Annotated in this window: 18 protein-coding genes and 1 pseudogene; 11 read left to right on the forward strand and 8 right to left on the reverse strand. The window is 68.3% G+C overall.

Annotated elements, in window-relative coordinates:
• Nucleotides 1-780 (forward strand): MFS transporter (locus ABT288_RS11740; protein ID WP_351605443.1); only part of this gene is annotated, 780 nt, incomplete at its 5' end.
• A 52-nt stretch (nt 781-832) separates the two neighbouring features.
• Entirely contained in the window at nt 833-1,429 is a 597-nt protein-coding gene (locus ABT288_RS11745; RefSeq protein ID WP_351562526.1) for a cysteine hydrolase family protein, read from the forward strand.
• 24 nt (nt 1,430-1,453) lie between these two features.
• Here the strand turns inward: ABT288_RS11745 and ABT288_RS11750 are convergent.
• The 3 genes and pseudogenes from ABT288_RS11750 to ABT288_RS11760 form a co-directional block, all read right to left on the reverse strand.
• A pseudogene (locus ABT288_RS11750) lies at nt 1,454-1,843 on the reverse strand (IS110 family transposase); the annotation flags it as partial.
• Nucleotides 1,844-2,153: 310 nt separating this feature from the next.
• A complete protein-coding gene (locus ABT288_RS11755; protein ID WP_351605446.1) occupies nt 2,154-2,609 on the reverse strand; it encodes a hypothetical protein in 456 nt (151 codons plus the stop codon).
• Nucleotides 2,606-2,833 (reverse strand): hypothetical protein, encoded by a 228-nt coding sequence (locus ABT288_RS11760; RefSeq protein WP_351605449.1) that lies wholly within the window; start codon nt 2,831-2,833, stop codon nt 2,606-2,608. Before ABT288_RS11760 ends, ABT288_RS11755 begins: the two co-directional genes overlap by 4 nt.
• 264 nt (nt 2,834-3,097) lie before the next feature.
• Here ABT288_RS11760 and ABT288_RS11765 point away from each other — a divergent pair, with 264 nt between their 5' ends.
• From ABT288_RS11765 to ABT288_RS11790, 6 genes are all read left to right on the forward strand, one after another.
• On the forward strand, nt 3,098-4,324 hold the full coding sequence (locus ABT288_RS11765) for an acyl-CoA dehydrogenase family protein (protein ID WP_351605451.1): 1,227 nt from the start codon (nt 3,098-3,100) through the stop codon (nt 4,322-4,324).
• A 5-nt stretch (nt 4,325-4,329) separates the two neighbouring features.
• Nucleotides 4,330-5,562: a CaiB/BaiF CoA transferase family protein gene (locus tag ABT288_RS11770; RefSeq protein WP_351605454.1), complete on the forward strand. Its 1,233-nt coding sequence runs from the start codon at nt 4,330-4,332 to the stop codon at nt 5,560-5,562.
• Nucleotides 5,559-6,341, forward strand: a complete 783-nt coding sequence (locus ABT288_RS11775) for a crotonase/enoyl-CoA hydratase family protein (RefSeq protein WP_351605457.1) — start codon at nt 5,559-5,561, stop codon at nt 6,339-6,341. The genes ABT288_RS11770 and ABT288_RS11775 overlap by 4 nt, the downstream gene beginning before the upstream one ends.
• Before the next feature lie 61 nt (nt 6,342-6,402).
• Nucleotides 6,403-7,389 carry a 3-hydroxyacyl-CoA dehydrogenase NAD-binding domain-containing protein gene (locus tag ABT288_RS11780; protein ID WP_351605460.1) on the forward strand — a complete coding sequence of 329 codons (987 nt, stop codon included), beginning with the start codon at nt 6,403-6,405 and terminating at the stop codon, nt 7,387-7,389.
• Nucleotides 7,386-8,291: a 3-hydroxyacyl-CoA dehydrogenase gene (locus ABT288_RS11785; RefSeq protein ID WP_351605462.1), complete on the forward strand. Its 906-nt coding sequence runs from the start codon at nt 7,386-7,388 to the stop codon at nt 8,289-8,291. The genes ABT288_RS11780 and ABT288_RS11785 overlap by 4 nt, the downstream gene beginning before the upstream one ends.
• Nucleotides 8,292-8,369: 78 nt before the next feature.
• A complete protein-coding gene (locus ABT288_RS11790) occupies nt 8,370-8,873 on the forward strand; it encodes a MarR family winged helix-turn-helix transcriptional regulator (RefSeq protein ID WP_351605465.1) in 504 nt (167 codons plus the stop codon).
• A 99-nt stretch (nt 8,874-8,972) separates the two neighbouring features.
• Here ABT288_RS11790 and ABT288_RS11795 read toward each other — a convergent pair whose 3' ends face one another.
• The 5 genes from ABT288_RS11795 to ABT288_RS11815 all read right to left on the reverse strand — a co-directional run bounded on the left by ABT288_RS11795 (nt 8,973) and on the right by ABT288_RS11815 (nt 13,650).
• Nucleotides 8,973-9,503 carry a MarR family winged helix-turn-helix transcriptional regulator gene (locus ABT288_RS11795; RefSeq protein WP_351605468.1) on the reverse strand — a complete coding sequence of 177 codons (531 nt, stop codon included), beginning with the start codon at nt 9,501-9,503 and terminating at the stop codon, nt 8,973-8,975.
• Between the two features lie 41 nt (nt 9,504-9,544).
• Nucleotides 9,545-10,039, reverse strand: coding sequence for a DoxX family protein (locus ABT288_RS11800; RefSeq protein ID WP_351605471.1), 495 nt, complete (start codon nt 10,037-10,039; stop codon nt 9,545-9,547).
• A gap of 52 nt (nt 10,040-10,091) precedes the next feature.
• On the reverse strand, nt 10,092-11,981 hold the full coding sequence (locus ABT288_RS11805; protein WP_351605474.1) for an amidohydrolase: 1,890 nt from the start codon (nt 11,979-11,981) through the stop codon (nt 10,092-10,094).
• Nucleotides 11,982-12,079: 98 nt separating this feature from the next.
• Complete coding sequence (locus tag ABT288_RS11810) at nt 12,080-12,700, reverse strand: YoaK family protein (protein ID WP_351605476.1); 621 nt, start codon at nt 12,698-12,700, stop codon at nt 12,080-12,082.
• Nucleotides 12,701-12,987: 287 nt separating this feature from the next.
• Nucleotides 12,988-13,650, reverse strand: coding sequence for a hydrolase (locus tag ABT288_RS11815; protein WP_228626459.1), 663 nt, complete (start codon nt 13,648-13,650; stop codon nt 12,988-12,990).
• Between the two features lie 536 nt (nt 13,651-14,186).
• Here ABT288_RS11815 and ABT288_RS11820 point away from each other — a divergent pair.
• From ABT288_RS11820 to ABT288_RS11830, 3 genes are all read left to right on the forward strand, one after another.
• Nucleotides 14,187-14,480: a hypothetical protein gene (locus ABT288_RS11820; RefSeq protein WP_351605478.1), complete on the forward strand. Its 294-nt coding sequence runs from the start codon at nt 14,187-14,189 to the stop codon at nt 14,478-14,480.
• Nucleotides 14,481-14,708: 228 nt separating this feature from the next.
• Complete coding sequence (locus tag ABT288_RS11825; RefSeq protein ID WP_351605480.1) at nt 14,709-15,131, forward strand: Fur family transcriptional regulator; 423 nt, start codon at nt 14,709-14,711, stop codon at nt 15,129-15,131.
• Nucleotides 15,132-15,839: 708 nt separating this feature from the next.
• The gene (locus ABT288_RS11830) at nt 15,840-17,411 is read left to right on the forward strand and encodes an ATP-binding SpoIIE family protein phosphatase (protein WP_351605482.1); all 1,572 of its coding nucleotides are present in this window, start codon (nt 15,840-15,842) and stop codon (nt 17,409-17,411) included.
• The last annotated feature ends 62 nt before the right edge of the window (nt 17,412-17,473 follow it).

The following is a 17,473-nucleotide window of genomic DNA, read 5'->3' on the forward strand; positions in this document are numbered from 1 at the left end:
GGATTGCGTCAGATCGCCGCGCGAATCGACCTGTTCGGCATCATCGGCTTCGCCACCACGATGACTTCTCTGGTCGTCTTCCTGATGCCCCTGCCACACGTCACGTGGGCTGCTCTGATTGTCTTCCTCGTGGCCGCGGCCTTCACCGCCTGGTGGGAGTTGCGCCGCTCTGCGCCCTTCTTCGACCTGCGGGGCCTGGCCTCCAACGGTGCCCTGGCCCGCACCTACCTGCGCCAGGCCCTCACTCTGCTCGGCGTCTACTCGATGATGTTCGGCCTGACCCAGTGGATGGAAGCCGCCTACGGTCTGTCCACTCTGGAGACGGGCCTGATGCTGCTGCCGATGGGAGCCGTTTCCGCCCTGCTCTCCCGGCCACTCGCCCGCCGCAACCTGGTCCGTGGACCGGTGATCGCCTCCGCACTGAGCATGCTGCTCGGATCGGCCGGCATCATGCTGCTCGACTCCGGCAGCCCGGTCATCGCGCTCGTGCTGGTCTCGCTCGTCTTCGGCGTCACCAGCGCGACCACGACCGTCGGCAACCAGACAGCGCTCTATCAAGCGGCGCCCGCCGACCAGATCGGCACCGCCTCCGGCCTGTTCCGCACCTTCGGCTACCTCGGCACCATCACGTCGTCCGTGATCGGCGGCATCGTCTTCCGCGACGGCGCAAGTGACCAGGGTCTGCATTCCCTCGGCCTCGTCCTGGTGGTGGCGGGTGTCGCCGTCCTCCTCCTGACCGTGCTCGACCGCCGCCTCATGCGCCGCGTCACAACATCCTGACCGACACGCCCCTTCCCGAACCCCGGCTCAACATCCGCAAGGAGCACCACACATGACCACCCCCATCCTCCCCGCCCCGATAGCCAAGCGGACCGCACTGCTGGCCATGGACTTTCAGAACGGCATCGTTCCTCTCGCTCCCGACGCTGACGCGCTCGTCGACCGGGTCGCAGATGCAATCGCCGACTTCCGCGCCGCGGGCGGCACCATCGGCCACGTCCGCGTCGCCTTCACCGAGGAGGACTGGGCGGCGATTCCCGAAACGAACAAGTCGTTCAGCGCGGTAGCCGCGGCCCGCGGTATGCATCACGAGGACGGCATCACCCGGATCCACGACCGCCTGACCCCCGAGGACGGCGACATCGTCGTCCGCAAGATCCGCTACGGGGCCGGCTCCACCACCGATCTCTACGAGCAGCTCTCCTCCCGCGGCATCGACACGCTGATCCTGGCCGGCATCAGCACCAGCGGCGTCGTCCTGTCCACACTTATCGACGCCGCCGACCGCGACTACCGCGTGTACGTCCTGACCGACGGCGTCGCCGACCGCGACCAAGACGTCCACCGCATCCTGCTGGACAAGGTGTTTCCCTCCCGCGCCCACCTCGTCGACACCGAGGGACTGCGCGCGCTGATGAAGCGGGACTGACATCGGGCCACCGCCTTCGCCCGCGATGGCTTGTTCGTCGTCCGACCGCAGGACCGTCAGATCGCGACGCATCCAGGCGGATGTCTGATCGGCGATGACGGTGGCGTCCTTGGCGTCGGTCTTGCCCATGCCCCGGTAGCCGGCCGAGGCCCGGTTGACGGCCAGGCCGGGCATGTAGACGAGGCGCTGGCCGTGGTTGAGCAGCACGCTGATCCACAAGGCGGCCATGCCATCGGCGACGTCGACCGCCAAGACCACATCCACATCGAGGGCAAGTACGTCGGCGAGCAGGGCCAGCAGCTCCGGCTCGTCGTTCAGGACACGCCGCGACAGCAGTCGTTCGCCCTCCGCGTTCAGAACCACGCAATGGTGATGGGTCTTGCCGATGTCCGTACCCGCCCAGATCTGGACCACCAGTTCCTCCGGTCGCTCGATGCGCTGTTCTCCCGGACGACCTCGCCGGCGCGGTCCTACTCAGCGATCCACCCGAAGGCGGTCGCAGCTCCTGATCAGCGGCCGAGTCGTCGTGAGACACCGGGCAGCCAGGTGAGTAGAACCATCGAGGGCAACCGCATAGAAGCCATACCCAGTGCCTCTGAGTCTCTGGACCTTACGATGGCCCCTCCAACCCAGGAACAAGGTAGGACCGCATAGCCTCGAAACGAGATCACCGAGTGGCCGTCAGCACACCACTCCAGCGGACGTGACCCGTCGTGGTGGTGGTTCAGTTGGGTGGTGTGCGGGTGATGTATCGGTTCCGGATGGGTGTACTGACGGCCCGTCGGGCAGCGCGGCGTTGTCTGGTCGCGCTCACTTGCCAGACGGCGAGGAGCAGCAGCGTGCCGGTTTCGGCGAGGAGGCTGAGGACGGCTTGTGGTGCCGGTTGCAGACCGCGCTCGGTGAATCCGAACACGCCAATGGTGCGCGAAGCGGTGAAGCCGCCGAGGGCGCCGAGCGCGACGCCTGCCTCGGAGACCCTCAGCAGCGGGGGCGGTGTCCCGATCAGCAGCAGGGCAGCGAGGGCGAAGGACGCGCTGGCCTGGAGCAGGAACAGGGGGCCAATGATGTGGATGAAGCGGTACCCGTCGATGTAGAGCTGGGCGTGGATGTATCCGCCCGCGGCGAGGGTTGCGGCGGTCGCCGCCCGCAGGGTGGGGACGAGGAATCTTTGGGTGTTCATGCCAGCCTCTGGTCCTTGACGGCCAGTTCGCGGTCGCCTTGGCGGTAGCCGACGCTGCGGATGCCTGCCGGGACGGGGCGCATCCCGACCACTGCCTCGAGACGTTCCTGCTGGCTTCCTTGGAGGAACAGCTGCGTCGGCACGGCGGCCGACTCACCGGCTCCCACCAGGCAGCCGAGGAAGAGACGCGGGCCGGGTCTGGCGCAGGCATTTCGCGAGGCCATGCCAGAAGCCGCCGTGGTGGGGCCTGGGCGGATCTTGTACAGACTCGATGGGCTGATGCTGCGCGCCCCGCGCCTCTGTCTCACCGGGCTGCGGCGGGCCACTGGGGTGATACGCGGTGGCAAAGGCACCCCGCAGCGGCGAGGGGCCGGGGAACCGGCCCCGGCTCCTCGTTCAATCGAGGCAGAGAACCGATTCGCCGCGCAGAAGTCGGCTCCAGGGCACGGACCTGCGAGCCATGCCCACTGCGTTTGAGGGAGATTGCCATGAGCGGTACGACGACCTTGCCGACACCGTCCGGTCCCTACCTGGACGCAGGGCTGCTGCCCGCCGACTTCTACGCCCATGAGGAACTGCTGTCGGAGAAGGAACGGGGGAAGATCGCATCCTTGCGCGAATTCCTGCGCACGCAGGCCGCCCCGCTCGTCGACGACTACTGGGCCCGGGCCGAGTTCCCCTTCCAGCTGGTGGAGGGCTTCGGGAAGCTGGGCTTGATGGAATGGGCCGACCCCGACTCCCCGGAATCCAGGCCGAGCAACCTCTTCTCTGGCTTCACCGCGCTGGAGCTCGCACACTTCGACGCGTCCTTGGCGACGTTCTTCGGCGTGCACACAGGTCTGGCCATGGGCACCATCCTCGCCTGCGGCTCCGACGAGCAGAAGCGGCGGTGGCTGCCGGCGATGAGCCGCTTCGAAAACATCGGCGCCTTCGGGCTGACCGAGCCGCACGGCGGATCCGACGTGGCGGGCGGCCTGCGGACGACCGCGCGACGTGACGGCGATGGATGGGTCATCGACGGAGCCAAGCGATGGATCGGCAACGCGACGTTCGCCGACCTGGTCGTCATCTGGGCCCGCGACGTCGAGACGCAGCATGTGCTGGGATTCGTCGTGGAGAGGGACACCCCCGGGTTCACCGCGACGAAGATCGAGAACAAGATGGCGCTGCGGATCGTGCAGAACGCCGACATCGTGCTCGACGGCTGCCGCGTCCCGGAGTCCAACCGGCTACAGAACGCGAACTCCTTCAAGGACACCGCCAAGATCCTGCGCCAGACGCGCAGCGGCGTGGCGTGGCAGGCGGTGGGAGTGATGTTCGGCGCCTACGAGATCGCCCTGAGTTACGCGAAGGAGCGCGAGCAGTTCGGTCGCCCCATCGGAGGCTTCCAGCTCGTGCAGGACCTGCTGGTGAAGATGCTCGGCAACGCCACGGCATCCTGCGGGATGGTGACGCGACTGGCCCAGTTGCAGGACGCCGGGGTGTACCGGGACGAGCAGTCCGCGCTGGCGAAGGCTCAGTGCACCGTGCGGATGCGCGAGAACGTCGGGTGGGCGCGGGAGCTGATGGCCGGCAACGGGATCGTCCTCGACTACAAGATCGGCCGCTTCGTTGCCGACGCGGAGGCCATCTACTCGTACGAGGGCACACGGGAGATCCAGACCCTCATCGTCGGACGTGCCGTGACCGGCGGCCTGAGCGCCTTCGTGAGGTGATGACCATGACCACCGAATCCGTCTTCACCGGCTTGAAGGTCCTCGACGCGTCGAGCTTCATCGCGGGACCGGCCTCGGCCACCGTACTCTCCGACTTCGGAGCGGACGTCATCAAGATCGAGCCACCGGACAAGGGGGACCCCCAGCGGCGGCTCAGCTCCGTGCCGCCCAGCCCCCGGGCCGAGGCCAACTACAGCTGGCACCTCGCCAACCGCAACAAGCGGGGCATGGTGCTCGACCTGAAGTCCCCGGCGGCCACCGAGGTTCTCAAGCGGCTCGTCCAGTGGGCCGACGTGGTGATCACCAACTTCCCGCACGGCACGCGCGAGAAGCTGCACCTCGGCTACGAGGAGGTCTCGGGCTGGAACCCGAGAGTCGTCTACGCCGACATCACCGGCTTCGGGGATGCCGGTCCCGACGCCGGGCTGCCCGGCTTCGACCTCACCGCCGCCTGGTCGCGCAGCGGGCTGCTGGCCTCCACCCGGGACGCGGGAGCACCGCCGACGGTGCCGGTCTGGGGCAGCGGTGACTACATGTCGGCGATCGCGATCTACGCCGCGATCGTGACCGCCCTGTACCGCCGCGAGCGGACGGGACAAGGGGCCAGTGTCGGGACGTCGCTGCTCGCCGCAGGCGTATGGGCGACGGGAACACTCGTGGCCGGCGCGCTCGCCGGCGGTACCCCGTTCGAGCTGCACGACCGGAAGGCACCGGCGAACCCCCTGATCAATCCCTACCGAACCGCGGACGACGAGTGGTTCATGCTGGTCGCCTCACCCCCGCACTGGCCGGGACTCACGCGGGCCATCGGGCATCCCGAGCTCCTCGAGGACCCCCGTTTCGCCAGCATCGAGGGCTTCGTCAAGAACTCCGCCGCGCTGACGGAACTGCTCGACGCCGAGTTCCGCTCACGCCCGTTCGCCCACTGGAAGGACGCCCTGACCCGGGAACGCGTCACCTACAGCCTTATCCAGACGCCCGAGCAGGCAGCACAGGACCCGCAGCTGCGCGCGAACGACATCGTCGTGCCGCTGGCAGGGGTCAGCGGGCTGGAGTACACCATCAACAGCCCGGTCACCGTGCGAGGCGTCGAGAAAGTCCCGGCGAAGCGGGCCCCGGACCTGGGTGAGCACAACGACGGAATCCTCGCCGAGCTGGGATTCGGCCCTGCCGACATCGCCGAACTGCGCGCCCAGGGAGCGATTCCCGGCCCGACGCAAGCGCAGGCGCCGCAATGAGCACGGCGCCCGAAGCAGCCGCCATGGTGCTGCACGAGCGCCGCGGCGGCGTGCTGACCGTCACCATCAACCGTCCGGCACAGAAGAACGCCGTCGACCACGAGGTCGCGGTACAACTCGCGGCGGCCGTGGATCTGCTCGACGCGGACCCGGAACTCTCGGTCGGCGTTCTCACGGGCGTCGGCGGGGTGTTCAGCGCCGGCATGGACCTGAAAGCCTTCACCAAGGGGGAGCTGCCGGTGCTCCCCGGCCGGGGATTCGGCGGGCTCACCCGCGCGGCGGTGCGCAAGCCGCTGATCGCCGCGGTCGAGGGCTGGGCGCTCGGCGGCGGCTTCGAGATGGTGCTCGCCTGCGATCTGATCGTCGCCGCGGAGGACGCCCGGTTCGGGCTTCCCGAGACAACCCGTGGTCTCGTGGCGGCAGAGGGCGGACTGGTCCGGCTGCCGCGCCGCCTTCCGTACCACGTCGCCGCGCGCGTACTGCTCACCGGCGAGCCGCTGACCGCCGCGGAAGCCAAGCAGTACGGGCTCGTCAACGAACTGACCCCACCCGGCAGCGCGTTGGCTGTGGCCCGGGAACTGGCGGGGCGCGTCGCGGGGAACGCACCGCTGGCGCTCGCAGCCGTCAAGGAGGTCCTGCGCGAAACCCAGGGCCTGAACGAGAGCGACGCGTTCACACGCCAGGACGAGATCACCAGCGGGCTGGCCACCAGCGAGGACGCCAGGGAAGGCGCACGGGCGTTCGCCGAGAAGCGCGCACCCGTCTGGCACGGCCGTTGATGCCGGTCACGTCAGCCCCCTACCGCCCGTGTCCGATTCCCTCAGGAACGGTGAGCCAGTCATGAATGAGCACAGGCCTGTCCAGCGCGTGGCGATCGTCGGGACCGGCACGATCGGTGCGAGCTGGGCGACGCACTATCTCGCGCGCGGCTTCGACGTCACGGCGACCGATCCCGCCCCCACCGCGGAGACGGCTCTGCGGTCGTACGTGGAGGCGGCCTGGGACGCGGCCGCCTCGATCGGGCTCGCGCCCGGGGCTTCGCCCGACCGGCTGAGCTTCACCGCCGACCTGCGTCAGGCCGTCGCGGACGCCGACTTCGTCCAGGAGAACGCACCAGAGCGGCCGGAGCTCAAGGTGAAGCTGTTCGCCGACATCGACGAGGCCACGCCGCCGGACGCGATTCTCGCGTCGAGTTCATCGGGCATCACGATGAGCGTCATCCAGGCCGAGTGCCGGCGCCCGGAGCGGACCGTCATCGGGCATCCCTTCAACCCGCCGCACATCATCCCTCTGGTCGAGGTCGTCGGCGGCACGAGGACCGCTCCCGAGACGATCCAGGACGTCATGACGTTCTACGCCGCGATCGGCAAGAAGCCGGTCCACCTCAAGAAGGAACTTCCCGGGCACGTCGCCAACCGCATCCAGGTCGCCCTGTACCGCGAGGTGGTGTACCTGGTCCAGGAGGGCGTGCTCGACGTGGCCGACTCCGACGACGCGGTGTCCTGGGGCCCGGGGCTCAGATGGGGTGTCATGGGACCCCATCTGCTGTGGCATCTGGGCGGAGGCGAGGGCGGCATCCAGCACTTCATGGAGACGCTCATGCCGCGGATGGTGGCGTCCTGGCAGGACCTGGGCACCCCGGAGTTCACACCCGAGCTCCAGCAGACGATCGTGGCCGGAGTCCTCGATGAGGCGGGCGGCCACTCGGTCGACGAGCTGGCCGACCGGCGCGACGCGATGCTCTCGGCCCTGCTGGCCGTGCGCGCCCGGCATGACTCCTCCGCCCCGGGGTCCACAGCCGACCCCGTGACAGAGGAGGGGGCATGACGCAGCGGCAGGAAAGGCTGTTCGTACTCGAAGCCAGCGGTGGCGGCCGGCTGTTCTGCGTGCATCCCGACGGCTCGGGCAAGACGGTCCTCGTCACCGGGTGCAGGGTTCCTGACGGGGTGGCGGTCGATGTGGCGGCCGGGCACGTCTACTGGACGAACATGGGTGTGCCGGGGGAGAACGACGGCTCGATCGAGCGTGTGGACCTGGACGGAGGCAACCGGACGACGATCGTGCCGAGCGGCGTCACGCACACCCCGAAGCAGCTCCACTTCGAGGCCGTGGGCCGGAAGCTGTACTGGGGTGATCGTGAGGGCATGCGCGTGATGCGCTGCGAACTCGACGGCTCGAACGTCGAGACACTCGTGCAGACGGGACAGGGAGCCGACGACCGCCAGGACGAGAGAAGGTGGTGCGTGGGAGTCGCCGTCGACCCGGCCGGCGGACATCTCTACTGGTCCCAGAAGGGCCCGAGCGATGCGGGGGAGGGGAAGATCCTGCGGGCCGGAATCGACCTTCCCGAGGGGCAGAGCGCGGCCGAACGCAGCGACATCGAAGTGCTCTTCGAAGGGCTGCCGGAGCCGATCGACCTCGAACTCGATCACGCGCAGCGCCTGTTGTACTGGACGGACCGCGGCGACCCGCCCCGGGGCAACACAGTGAACCGCGCACCCATGCACCCGCGGAACGCAGTACGTTCGCCCGAGATCCTCCTCACCCACCTGATGGAAGGCATCGGCATCACCCTCGACCCGGACGGCGGCCGTATGTACGTGACCGACCTGGGCGGCAGCATCTACACCGCCGGCCTCGACGGATCGGACCGCAAGGAGATCCTCGTCGCACAGGGCAACCTCACCGGAATCGCCCATGCCGTGCTGGTGACCGGGAAAGGCGTATGACCAAGTGCGTACGTCACACTCCCATTTGGTTCAACATTAAATTACACTGAGGGGTGTCGCGAAATTCAAGGAGTCCTTGTGGAGAGCATTGAATCGGCCGGCGTTGACGCGCAGCACTCTGTGCGCGTCTTCAGTAGTGCGGCACGGTGGCTGACCGAGCAGGTCGGACAGGAAATTCGACGTGAGACCGGCATGTGGCAGATCCACTATGAGATGCTCTCTTGGCTGGCGGAAGCCCCTGAGGGGCAACTGGGCCTGACCAAGTTGGCCCGGCGGATGGGCATATCGACCAGCAGACTCTCCCATCTGGTGGACCGCACACGGGAGCACGGCTGGGTGGTGCGGGTACCGGATCCCGTCAGCCGCCGCATCGTCCTGGCGCGGTTGACCGGTGCGGGAAGAGATGCCTTGCGGGCCGCAGCTCCCCTCCAGCTCGCCTGCGTGCGCTCTCATTTCCTCGACCGTTTGACGCCTGCCCAGGTTGAGCAATTGCGTGAGATCAGTGAGGCACTTATCGGGCCGGTGGACCACCATGACGAAGGCGTCGGTGCGGATTCGGAATACTCGGAACGGTCAGCCTGACGTCGCCTTCCTCCACCGCAACTCCGTAATTGCGCTTCACTCATGAGGAAGTGCATTCGCAGACGACGTTTCTGTCCTCGGACGTTCCGCGTGCCGACGTCACTTCCCGGGATCGTCATTGGCGTCGCGCACCGCGCGCATGGCATCGGCGAGCTTGCCCAACCCGTCGCGGCCGAGAGGGGCGAGGACTCGGTCGCGCAGTATCCCCGTAACGGCCTCGGAGACGGCCCGGGCCGTGTCCTTGCCCAGGTCCGTCAGTTCGAGGTAGATGAGGCGCCGGTCTTCCTCACAGGTCATACGCCGAGTCAGACCGGCCGCACAGAGCCGGTCGGCAAGCTTGGTGAACCCGCCACTGGACATGCGTGTCTCGTGTGCCAGGCGTGTCATCGGCATCCGGTTCTTGGGCGCGGTGAGCAAGCGCACCAGAACCTCGGCGGCGCCATGGCGGAGGTTGAAGCGCTCGGCCAGTTCGCTCGCGAGAGAGTCCTGCGTGGCCTGGAAGCCCTGCATCACCAACATCCACCCGTCGAGCAGCTCACGGTCGATGCTCTCGCCGCCACTACGGACGTCGCCATTGGCGGAGGGCGGCGTGGGCTCCGCCCTCCGCCGCCCTCTCGTCTCTCTCTCCATGCCAGTCTCAACGCGCCGGCGGCGCAGATGTTCCTGATGACTCAGACGGGCAGGCCCGGCCGTGCCAGGACGGCGCGGGTCGTCAGCCCGCTGAGAATGCCGAGGCCGACGGCCGAGGCCGCCCACCAGGGGGCCCAGGGAAGCAGGCCGATGGCCTGGTCGACCGACCAGCGGCCGGGCCCGGTGAGCGTCAGCACGGCCGGCAGGACGGTCAGGACGAGCGGGTACTCGTACCCGTCGTGCTGCACCCAGAGCCCGTTGCGCCACTTCACCGTGGCCGCGACCGTCATGACTCCCGCCGAGATGGTGGCCGCCAAAGGGGTGAGCGCTCCCGCGCTGAGCAGCAGACCTGCGGTGATCTGTCCCAGGCCCGCGGCGGCCGCAGTGAGCCGGCCGCCACGGAACCCGTCCGCTCGGAACTCCGCAGCTCCACCCTCGATCCCGTGACCTCCCAGGCGGTGGCTGACCTTCTGGATCCCATGCCCGGCGAACAGCAGGCCGACGACCAGCCTCAGGATGAGCAGTCCGGTGTTCATCACACTCTCCTCGTGCGTGGTGGGTGGTGCGGTAGAGGTCGGTTGCGGTGCCTCAGAGCACGAAGCAGGTGTCGAAGATCTCGGTCGGAGCCTCCGGCGCGAAGCCGCGCTGGGCGCGCCAGTGCCGGTGCTGCTCGGACTCGGCGACGGCCTGGCCGAGCAGCTCCGCCTGTCGCGCGCCCGAGATGCTGGGCTTGACGGTGGCCTGGTAGCCCCCGTAGTGGGCGACCGGACTCCAAGCCGGGCTGATCGCCGGTATCGCCTCGTCCAGACCTTCGTACTCGCCTGCGGCGTACACAATGCGTCCGCCGGTGACGGTCAGGAGGGACTCGATGTGCGGGATGTCCTGCTCCGGGACGGTGAAGAAGTCGTCGGAGAGGACGGCGAGGTCGCCGTAGAAGCCGGGCTTGAGGATGCCCTTGACGTCCTGCTCACCGGTGAGTTTGGCGCCGGCCTGGGTGTACATGGTCAGTGCCGTCTCCCGGCTGACGCGGTTCTCCGGCGGGTAGATCGTCAGGTCGCCGATGGTCCGGCCGGAGACGAGCCAGTGCAGCGCGACCCACGGGTTGTAGGAGGACACCCGGGTGGCGTCCGTGCCGGCGCCGACGGTCAGGCCGCGCTCCAGCATGGCGCGCACCGGGGGTGCGGCTGCAGCGGCAGCGGCGCCGTAGCGGCGTACGAACGCCTCGCCCTGGAAGGACATGCGGTTCTGGACCGACATGGCGCCGCCCAGTGCCGCGACGCGGTCCAGGCTCTCGCCCGAGACGGTCTCCGCGTGGTCGAACAGCCAGCGGTTGCCGGCGGGGAAGAGGCCCTCGGCGGCGAGCTTCTCGAAGACCGCGAGGTCGCGGCGGATCGTCTCGTCGTAGGTGGCGTGCAGCCGGAAGCCCCAGCCGTTCTCCATCAGCAGCCGTACGGCCTTCTCGAAGTCGCCCTCGTAGCCCGCGGCCAGCTCGGGCCTGGGCTCGGTGAAGTTCTCGAAGTCGGCAGCCGACCAAGTCAGGTTCTCTCCGGCGCCGTTGAGCCGGAGCCATGCGTCGCCGTCTCCGGGCTTGACCATGTCGATCCAGCGCTTGAGGTCGTCGATCTCCTGTCCCGGGGTCTGCGGGAAGAGGTGGTAGGCGATGCGCAGCGACAGCTGGCCGGCCTTGGCGAGGTCGATGACGGTGCCGTAGTTGTCGGGGAAGTTCTGGAAGCCGCCGGCCGCGTCGATGGCCGAGGTGAGACCGAATCGGTTCAGCTCGCGCAGGAAGTGGCGGGTGGAGGTCTTCAGGTCCTCGCCCTGCAGGGTCGGTGCCGCGGCGAGGGTGGAGTACAGGATCAGCGCGCTGGGGGCGGCCAGGAGCATGCCGGTCGGCTCCCCGTCACGGCCGCGCACGAGCTGGCCGCCCTTGGGGTCGGGTGTGGCCTTGGTGTATCCCGCCGCCTTCAGCGCCGCACGGTTCATCAGGGCGGACTGGTACAGGTGCAGCACGAACACCGGTGTGTCCGGAGCGGCCGCGTTCAGCTCGGCCAGGGTCGGCAGGCGCTTCTCGGCGAACTGGTCCGCCGACCATCCGCCGACCACCCTGACCCACTGCCCCTTGGGGGTGCGGGCGGCCTGCTCGCGCAGCATCGCCAGTGCCTGACGCAGCGTCGGTACGCCGTCCCAGCGCAGTTCAAGGACGTAGTTCAGGCCGCCGCGGATCACGTGCAGGTGGGAGTCGTTGAGGCCGGGCACGACCCGGCGGCCCAGCGCGTCGACCACTCGGGTCCGGCCGCTGATCAGTCGGGCGACGTCGTTGTCGTCACCGACCACGGTGACCTTGCCGTCCTTGATGGCGACGGCGCTGGCCTGGGGGTTTGTCGGGTCGCCGGTGTAGAGCTTGGCGTTGCGGATCACGAGGTCGGCGACGTGGTCGTCGCTGACCGGGGGGAGGCCAGCCACGGGCATAGTGGCCATGGAAATCATCTCCAATGAGCAAGCCCAAAAAATGGGGGGTGTGGGGGGTGAAGCGGCTACCGGGGCCGCAGTGAGGGGGACTGGCAGGCGGGCTTGAGTCAGCCCGCGGACGGGCCGCGTGGTACGGCCAGGACGGCGGCAGCGGTACCGAATGTGCTTGCCAGCAGAGGCCAGCCGAGCCCCGTGTGCTGCACGAGCAGGGCTCCGCCGAACGCGCCTACCAGCATCGCCAGCACCGAGGCCAGCCGACGCCCGGCACGCGGATTGGTACCGCCTGCCGGAGTCGAGTCGGATGCCAGTCCGGTCAGCGTCAGGGTCAGCACTGTCGTGGTCACATCCGGAACGGCGAGTTTGCGAACCGTCCCGTTGCGCAGGCCCATGGCCAGTGCGATCAGGGCGATGAGCGCATGGAGCGCATGGCTCGCGACAAAGGCGACCGTGGTGGCCGTGGCCAGCAGCACCGTTTCCAGCAGCAGGATGCAGCGCAGCCGGCTCGGCGACGTCCAGTGACCCATCACGGTTGCCAGACGGCCGGCCGCCCCCGCCCCGAGAAGGAAGGCGGCCAGCGACACCAGCGAGCCGAGCACCGAGAAGCCGGGGACGCCGGCGGCGGCGAAGCCGATGATGACCACGTTGCCGGTCATGTTCGCGGTGAAGACATGGCCCAGCCCCAGATAGCTGACCGCGTCGATGAGCCCGCTCACCGCCGTCACGGTCATCAGGGCCGGCAGTAGCGGCTCACGACCGCCCGACGCGCCGGGCGCCGAGGAATGATTGAGGTTCACTGTCGTTTCCTTGGGTCACGGCCCATGCCGGGTTCGGATTGCTCGCGCACGCGAACGTGGGCCGTCCATGGGCCGGCCGCTAGGTGGCAGGCCCGCTGCTTCTGGGACGCGGGATGACCTCTGCGCCGCTGCATCCCCGGACGGCGGGTACTTCGAGGTCTTTGGCTGCGGGCCGGTGCCGGCCCAGGGGCGGGGCGCCCTCGGGCCGGCGACCCGGTGGATCAGCCCGCGGCGTGGGCGCCGATGACGGACTGGGCGTAGACGACGCCGAGACCGTAGGCGCCGCCGTGCTCCTTGACGATCTCCATGACAGGGAGGTACGTCTCGGCACGGGCCCAGTCGCGCTGCAGCTCGAGCAGGACCTGGATCCAAGTCACCGGCACGGCACCGGCATTGACCATCCGCTCGATGGCGTGCTCGTGAGCCTGCGGGGTGACACCGCCGGAGGCGTCGGCCACGACGTACACCTCGTAGCCCTGCCCGAGGGCGGACAGCACGGGGAGAACGATGCACACCTCGGTCCACAGGCCCGAGATGACGATCTTCCGGCGGCCGGTGGCCTTGATCGCCTCGACGACCGCGTTGTCCTCCCAGGCGTTCATCGTGGTGCGGTCGATGATCTCCTGACCGGGGAAGACCTCGGCCAGCTGAGGCAGGAGCGGGCCGGAGAAGGACTCGGCGGCCACGGTGGTCAGCACCGTCGGCACACCGAACGCCTTGGCCGCCTTCGCCAGGCCCACGGTGGCATTGACGATCGCGGTGCGGTCGCCGCTGGCGGTCCCGAAGAACATCTGCGGCTGGTGGTCGACGAACAGCATCACCGAGTTCTCAGGGGTCAGCAGATCCGGGCTGGGGGCGGCCTTGACATTGGCGATGTTGAACATGATGGGTTCCTCTTGTTCTGAAAGGAGCAGGGACACGCGTCCTGCGTGCCTGCCGGAGGGCCGGCCGAAGAAGCGGCCGATCCGCGCGAGCAGTCCCTGCGGTCGGTTCTCGGATGCCGGCATTGCGGCCTCCTCGGGTGTCTCGTGAGGACGGGATCCGTCCCCGGGTGGGACGCCCATGTCAATCAATCTTCCAAGCCAGATATTTCTGCGCAAGAGGTTGAATGATGAACTAGCGGGGTGAGGTGTCTCACGTCGCCCACATGCGCTCCCGGGCCGTCTCGCTGTCTGACACGTGCGCAGACCGCGGCCGCGTGGGCGCTCGAGGTGCTCGGGATCTGTATGTGTGGATCCCCGGGCCCCCTGGCGTCGCGAGCTGTCGGTCGCGGCAATCGGCTCAGTCGTGTCGCTGTGTCGGCACGCCTGCCCTCCCCTTTGACCGGGGCCGCATCAACCGATGGCGTTCCTGCCGCGTGTGCCCGGGTGCTGCGCCGCCGATCGGAGGACCGCATCGAGCCCGCCGATCATGCCGACGAGTGCCGGGCTGGGTGTGGCGGCGACGATGGTCGGTCTTCTCCGGCTCGCGGGCCTGGCTGTCGTTCTGGGCCGGCCGTGCGGCGGTCCATGTCGCCGGCGCGACAGGCTCGACGATGGCCCCACCGACCCTGGTGGCCGGGGTCCGGATCCTTGCCGCGTTCACCGAGGGCATCGAGGACCGGCCGGACGCCGCCTTCGGGAACATCAAGGTGGATGTGCCGACTTTCTACGCTCCCGGCCTCCGGCCCACCGGCTTCGTCGAGGTCGTCAAGAACTCCGACTGTCCGGAATGACTGGCCGCGGCCAGGCATTGAGTAGTAGGACTCTATTGACTTGAGTCACTCCAGAACTAGGATTGGATACATAAAAGATTCTGGATGAAGCGCGCAACGACTCCGACGGCGAGTCTGCACACTCTGGAGGCAGCGATGGCCAGGAATCGATCGATGCCGACCGGCGCCGGACACCCAGACGCCCGCCATGCCCCGACAGCAGACGGGGATCGAGCAGAACAGGAGCCGATGGCCCGAGCTGCCACGCGTCTGCGCGACGCGCAGCTTCGGGTGACTGCGCAGCGCATGGCCGTACTCGCCGCTGTCGAGGAGCTGCCCGGGCATCCCGAGGTCGAAGCCATTCGGGCCCGGGCGCAGCAGGTGACAGGTCAACTGTCGCTGCAAGCCACGTACAACGTCCTTCGTGTGCTGACGGAGGCGGGTATGATCCGCTGCACCCAGATCGCGGGCCTGCCGGCACGGTACGAACCCGAACGCAACGACAATCACCACCACTTCGTGTGCCGCCTCTGCGGCGACATCATCGATGTGGAATGCGTGGTCGGTGCGGCACCCTGCCTTGAGAGCAACCTGCCCGTTTCCTACCGGGTCGACGAAGCTGCAGTCACCTTCTGGGGTACCTGCGAGCGCTGCGCCGCCCAGCGGCGCTGATCGCCTCGCCGACACATGACCCAGGCGTCGCATGTCCACGAGATGCGGCGACGCCTGGGCCTCCTCTCCAAGCCGCGCTTGCGGGCGGCGAATCCTGAACGTCGACGGTCGATCGGATCCCGCCTCGTCGGCTGCGGCTCCCGCTGTCCCACGCCGCCCCGCGTGACTGCCGGACCCCGTCGCTTCCTGGCGCGGACTCGCAGCGATACATACGCCCCATGCCGGACTCCCCATGGCGGAGTGACGTCGAAACGTCGCTCCGCCATGGCGTAGGTCTGGGGCTGCGCGCTTTTGGCACCGGTCAGTGCTGGTTTCGTGCGCGGCGTTGCATCGCGGCACGTCGTCTTCATGGTGCGTCCCGGGGGCAATTCCAGTATCTTGTCAAGTTCTTAAACTGTTTCCATTGTCTGGAGTCACTCCACAAAGTAGAGTGGAGCTCAAGAAGATCCGGAACCCCAGTACCGCAGAGTTCAGCGGTAGAGGAGGAACGGACCCCAGCAGCACCACTGCGCGGTCACACATCCACCAGCGGCGCATCGACGGCGTTCATGAGGTGGGTTCGCGCTCGGCGCCTCGCGAACCGGTGTCCAATCAACACAGGACGATCATCGTGGTTACCTGCATCCGCCCAGGGTCGGAGAGTCCCGCCCTCGGCACCAGCACAGCACAGACGTCTTCCAGACCGCAGACAGGCTCGCTCATGCCGCGGTGGCCGAACTGGCCGACTTCGTCGCCATCGAGGTGTCGGAGCCGATACTGCACGGCGACGTGTCCATACCCCGCCCTCTGCCCAGCGGCACACTGTTTCGACGTGCTGCCTTCCAGTCCAAGCCGGGAACCGACGTCAGGCCCGCGTACGCGGTGGGTGACGTGTCCCGGATCCCGCGTGCGACCCCCTACCGGCAGGCCCTCGTCGATCTGCGCCCTCGCCTCATCGCCCACCTGGTCCGCGACGGGCGGTGGCCGGTGCATGATCCTGCCCGCGCACACTGCATCCGGGAGGCGCGGGCCCACTCCGCCATGGTGATCCCCCTGATCGTCGGGGACGCCGTTCTCGGCCTGGTGGCCCTGTATCGGCGGGCGGAGTCCGCTCCCTTCGACGTGGACGACCTCCAGGCGGCCGTCAGGTTCGCGGACCGGGCCGCGCAGTGTCTGGACGCGGTCCGTGACCGGATCCAGGGACGTGTCCATGCCCAGCTCCTGCAGCGACAGCTGCTTCCTGAGGCGCTTCCGTCCTTCGGAGCGATCGAGGCTGCGGAAGGGGAGCTTCCGGTGGAGGGCTCAGGAGGCGAGTGGTTCGACATCATCCCGCTGTCCGGTGCACGCGCGGCCCTGGTGGTGGGAGCCGCACGAGGTCGGGGCGTCGATGCCGCGGTCGGCATGAGCCAGTTGAGAGCGATGATCATCACGCTGGCCATGGAGGACCTGGCGCCGGACGAGATACTCGCGCGCCTGGAGGACATGGCGACCCGCCTGGGGGAGCACCTGATGTCGGGCCGGCTCCCGTCCGATGTGAAGTATGCAGGCGCCAGTTGCCTCTTGGTGGTGTACGACCCCGTCACCGGGCGCTGCACCTCGTCCCGGGCCGGCGGTTCGCAGCTGGTGATCATCCACCCCGACGGTGTTGTCGGCGCGCCGGGCCTGCCCTGCCATCCGGCTCTGGGTACCGATGGGCATCCTTACGAGAGCGCCGAGGTCGACGTACCCCCAGGTACCGTCCTGCTCCTCAAGAGCGGTGGCATCGACGATGCCCACCCCGACGGCGACGCTGCCACGGAACACCTCCATGAGGTGGTGAACCGGTCCGGCCTCGACGTGCGGAAGATCATCGAGAGCGCCCGTCGCGATGTGGACCCGGGCCATGAGCCGGCCCTGCTCGTGGCCCGTGCACAGGCCTTGGACGCGAAGAACGTCGCAAGTCTGGCCGTACCGTCCGACCCTGCGGCCGTCGCCGCTGCCCGCGCCTGGACCCGCCGGCAGTTGGCGACATGGACGCTCGACGAACTCGCTTCCACCACCGCCTTGATCGTCAGTGAACTCGTGACCAATGCCCTCCGCTACGCGACCGGGCCGACAGAACTGCGCCTGATCAACGACGGTCACACACTCATCTGCGAAGTCTCCGACACCAACGGTGCCGTTCCCCGTCTGCACAAGGCCCGCCCGAGCGACGAGGGCGGCCGCGGCCTGTCCATCGTCTCCGAGCTCACACAGCACCAAGGGACGCGCCTCACCGCTCGCGGCAAGACCGTGTGGACCCAACAGTCCCACTCGACGTGAGGAGCTGAAGCCATGGGTGTACAGGCCGAAAGGCCCATCCCGTCCCGCTGGAACAAACTCCC

The organism is Streptomyces sp. NPDC001093, assembly GCF_040298985.1.
Taxonomy (GTDB): Bacteria; Actinomycetota; Actinomycetes; order Streptomycetales; family Streptomycetaceae; genus Streptomyces.

What these genes read in the sequence shown, in the direction of transcription:
- ABT288_RS11745 (WP_351562526.1), top strand. Translation starts at nt 833, where the DNA reads ATGACCACCCCCATCCTCCCCGCCCCGATAGCCAAGCGGACCGCACTG.
- ABT288_RS11755 (WP_351605446.1), bottom strand. Translation starts at nt 2,609, where the DNA reads ATGAACACCCAAAGATTCCTCGTCCCCACCCTGCGGGCGGCGACCGCC.
- ABT288_RS11760 (WP_351605449.1), bottom strand. Translation starts at nt 2,833, where the DNA reads ATGGCCTCGCGAAATGCCTGCGCCAGACCCGGCCCGCGTCTCTTCCTC.
- ABT288_RS11765 (WP_351605451.1), top strand. Translation starts at nt 3,098, where the DNA reads ATGAGCGGTACGACGACCTTGCCGACACCGTCCGGTCCCTACCTGGAC.
- ABT288_RS11770 (WP_351605454.1), top strand. Translation starts at nt 4,330, where the DNA reads ATGACCACCGAATCCGTCTTCACCGGCTTGAAGGTCCTCGACGCGTCG.
- ABT288_RS11775 (WP_351605457.1), top strand. Translation starts at nt 5,559, where the DNA reads ATGAGCACGGCGCCCGAAGCAGCCGCCATGGTGCTGCACGAGCGCCGC.
- ABT288_RS11780 (WP_351605460.1), top strand. Translation starts at nt 6,403, where the DNA reads ATGAATGAGCACAGGCCTGTCCAGCGCGTGGCGATCGTCGGGACCGGC.
- ABT288_RS11785 (WP_351605462.1), top strand. Translation starts at nt 7,386, where the DNA reads ATGACGCAGCGGCAGGAAAGGCTGTTCGTACTCGAAGCCAGCGGTGGC.
- ABT288_RS11795 (WP_351605468.1), bottom strand. Translation starts at nt 9,503, where the DNA reads ATGGAGAGAGAGACGAGAGGGCGGCGGAGGGCGGAGCCCACGCCGCCC.
- ABT288_RS11800 (WP_351605471.1), bottom strand. Translation starts at nt 10,039, where the DNA reads ATGAACACCGGACTGCTCATCCTGAGGCTGGTCGTCGGCCTGCTGTTC.
- ABT288_RS11805 (WP_351605474.1), bottom strand. Translation starts at nt 11,981, where the DNA reads ATGGCCACTATGCCCGTGGCTGGCCTCCCCCCGGTCAGCGACGACCAC.
- ABT288_RS11810 (WP_351605476.1), bottom strand. Translation starts at nt 12,700, where the DNA reads ATGACCGTGACGGCGGTGAGCGGGCTCATCGACGCGGTCAGCTATCTG.
- ABT288_RS11815 (WP_228626459.1), bottom strand. Translation starts at nt 13,650, where the DNA reads ATGTTCAACATCGCCAATGTCAAGGCCGCCCCCAGCCCGGATCTGCTG.
- ABT288_RS11825 (WP_351605480.1), top strand. Translation starts at nt 14,709, where the DNA reads ATGGCCCGAGCTGCCACGCGTCTGCGCGACGCGCAGCTTCGGGTGACT.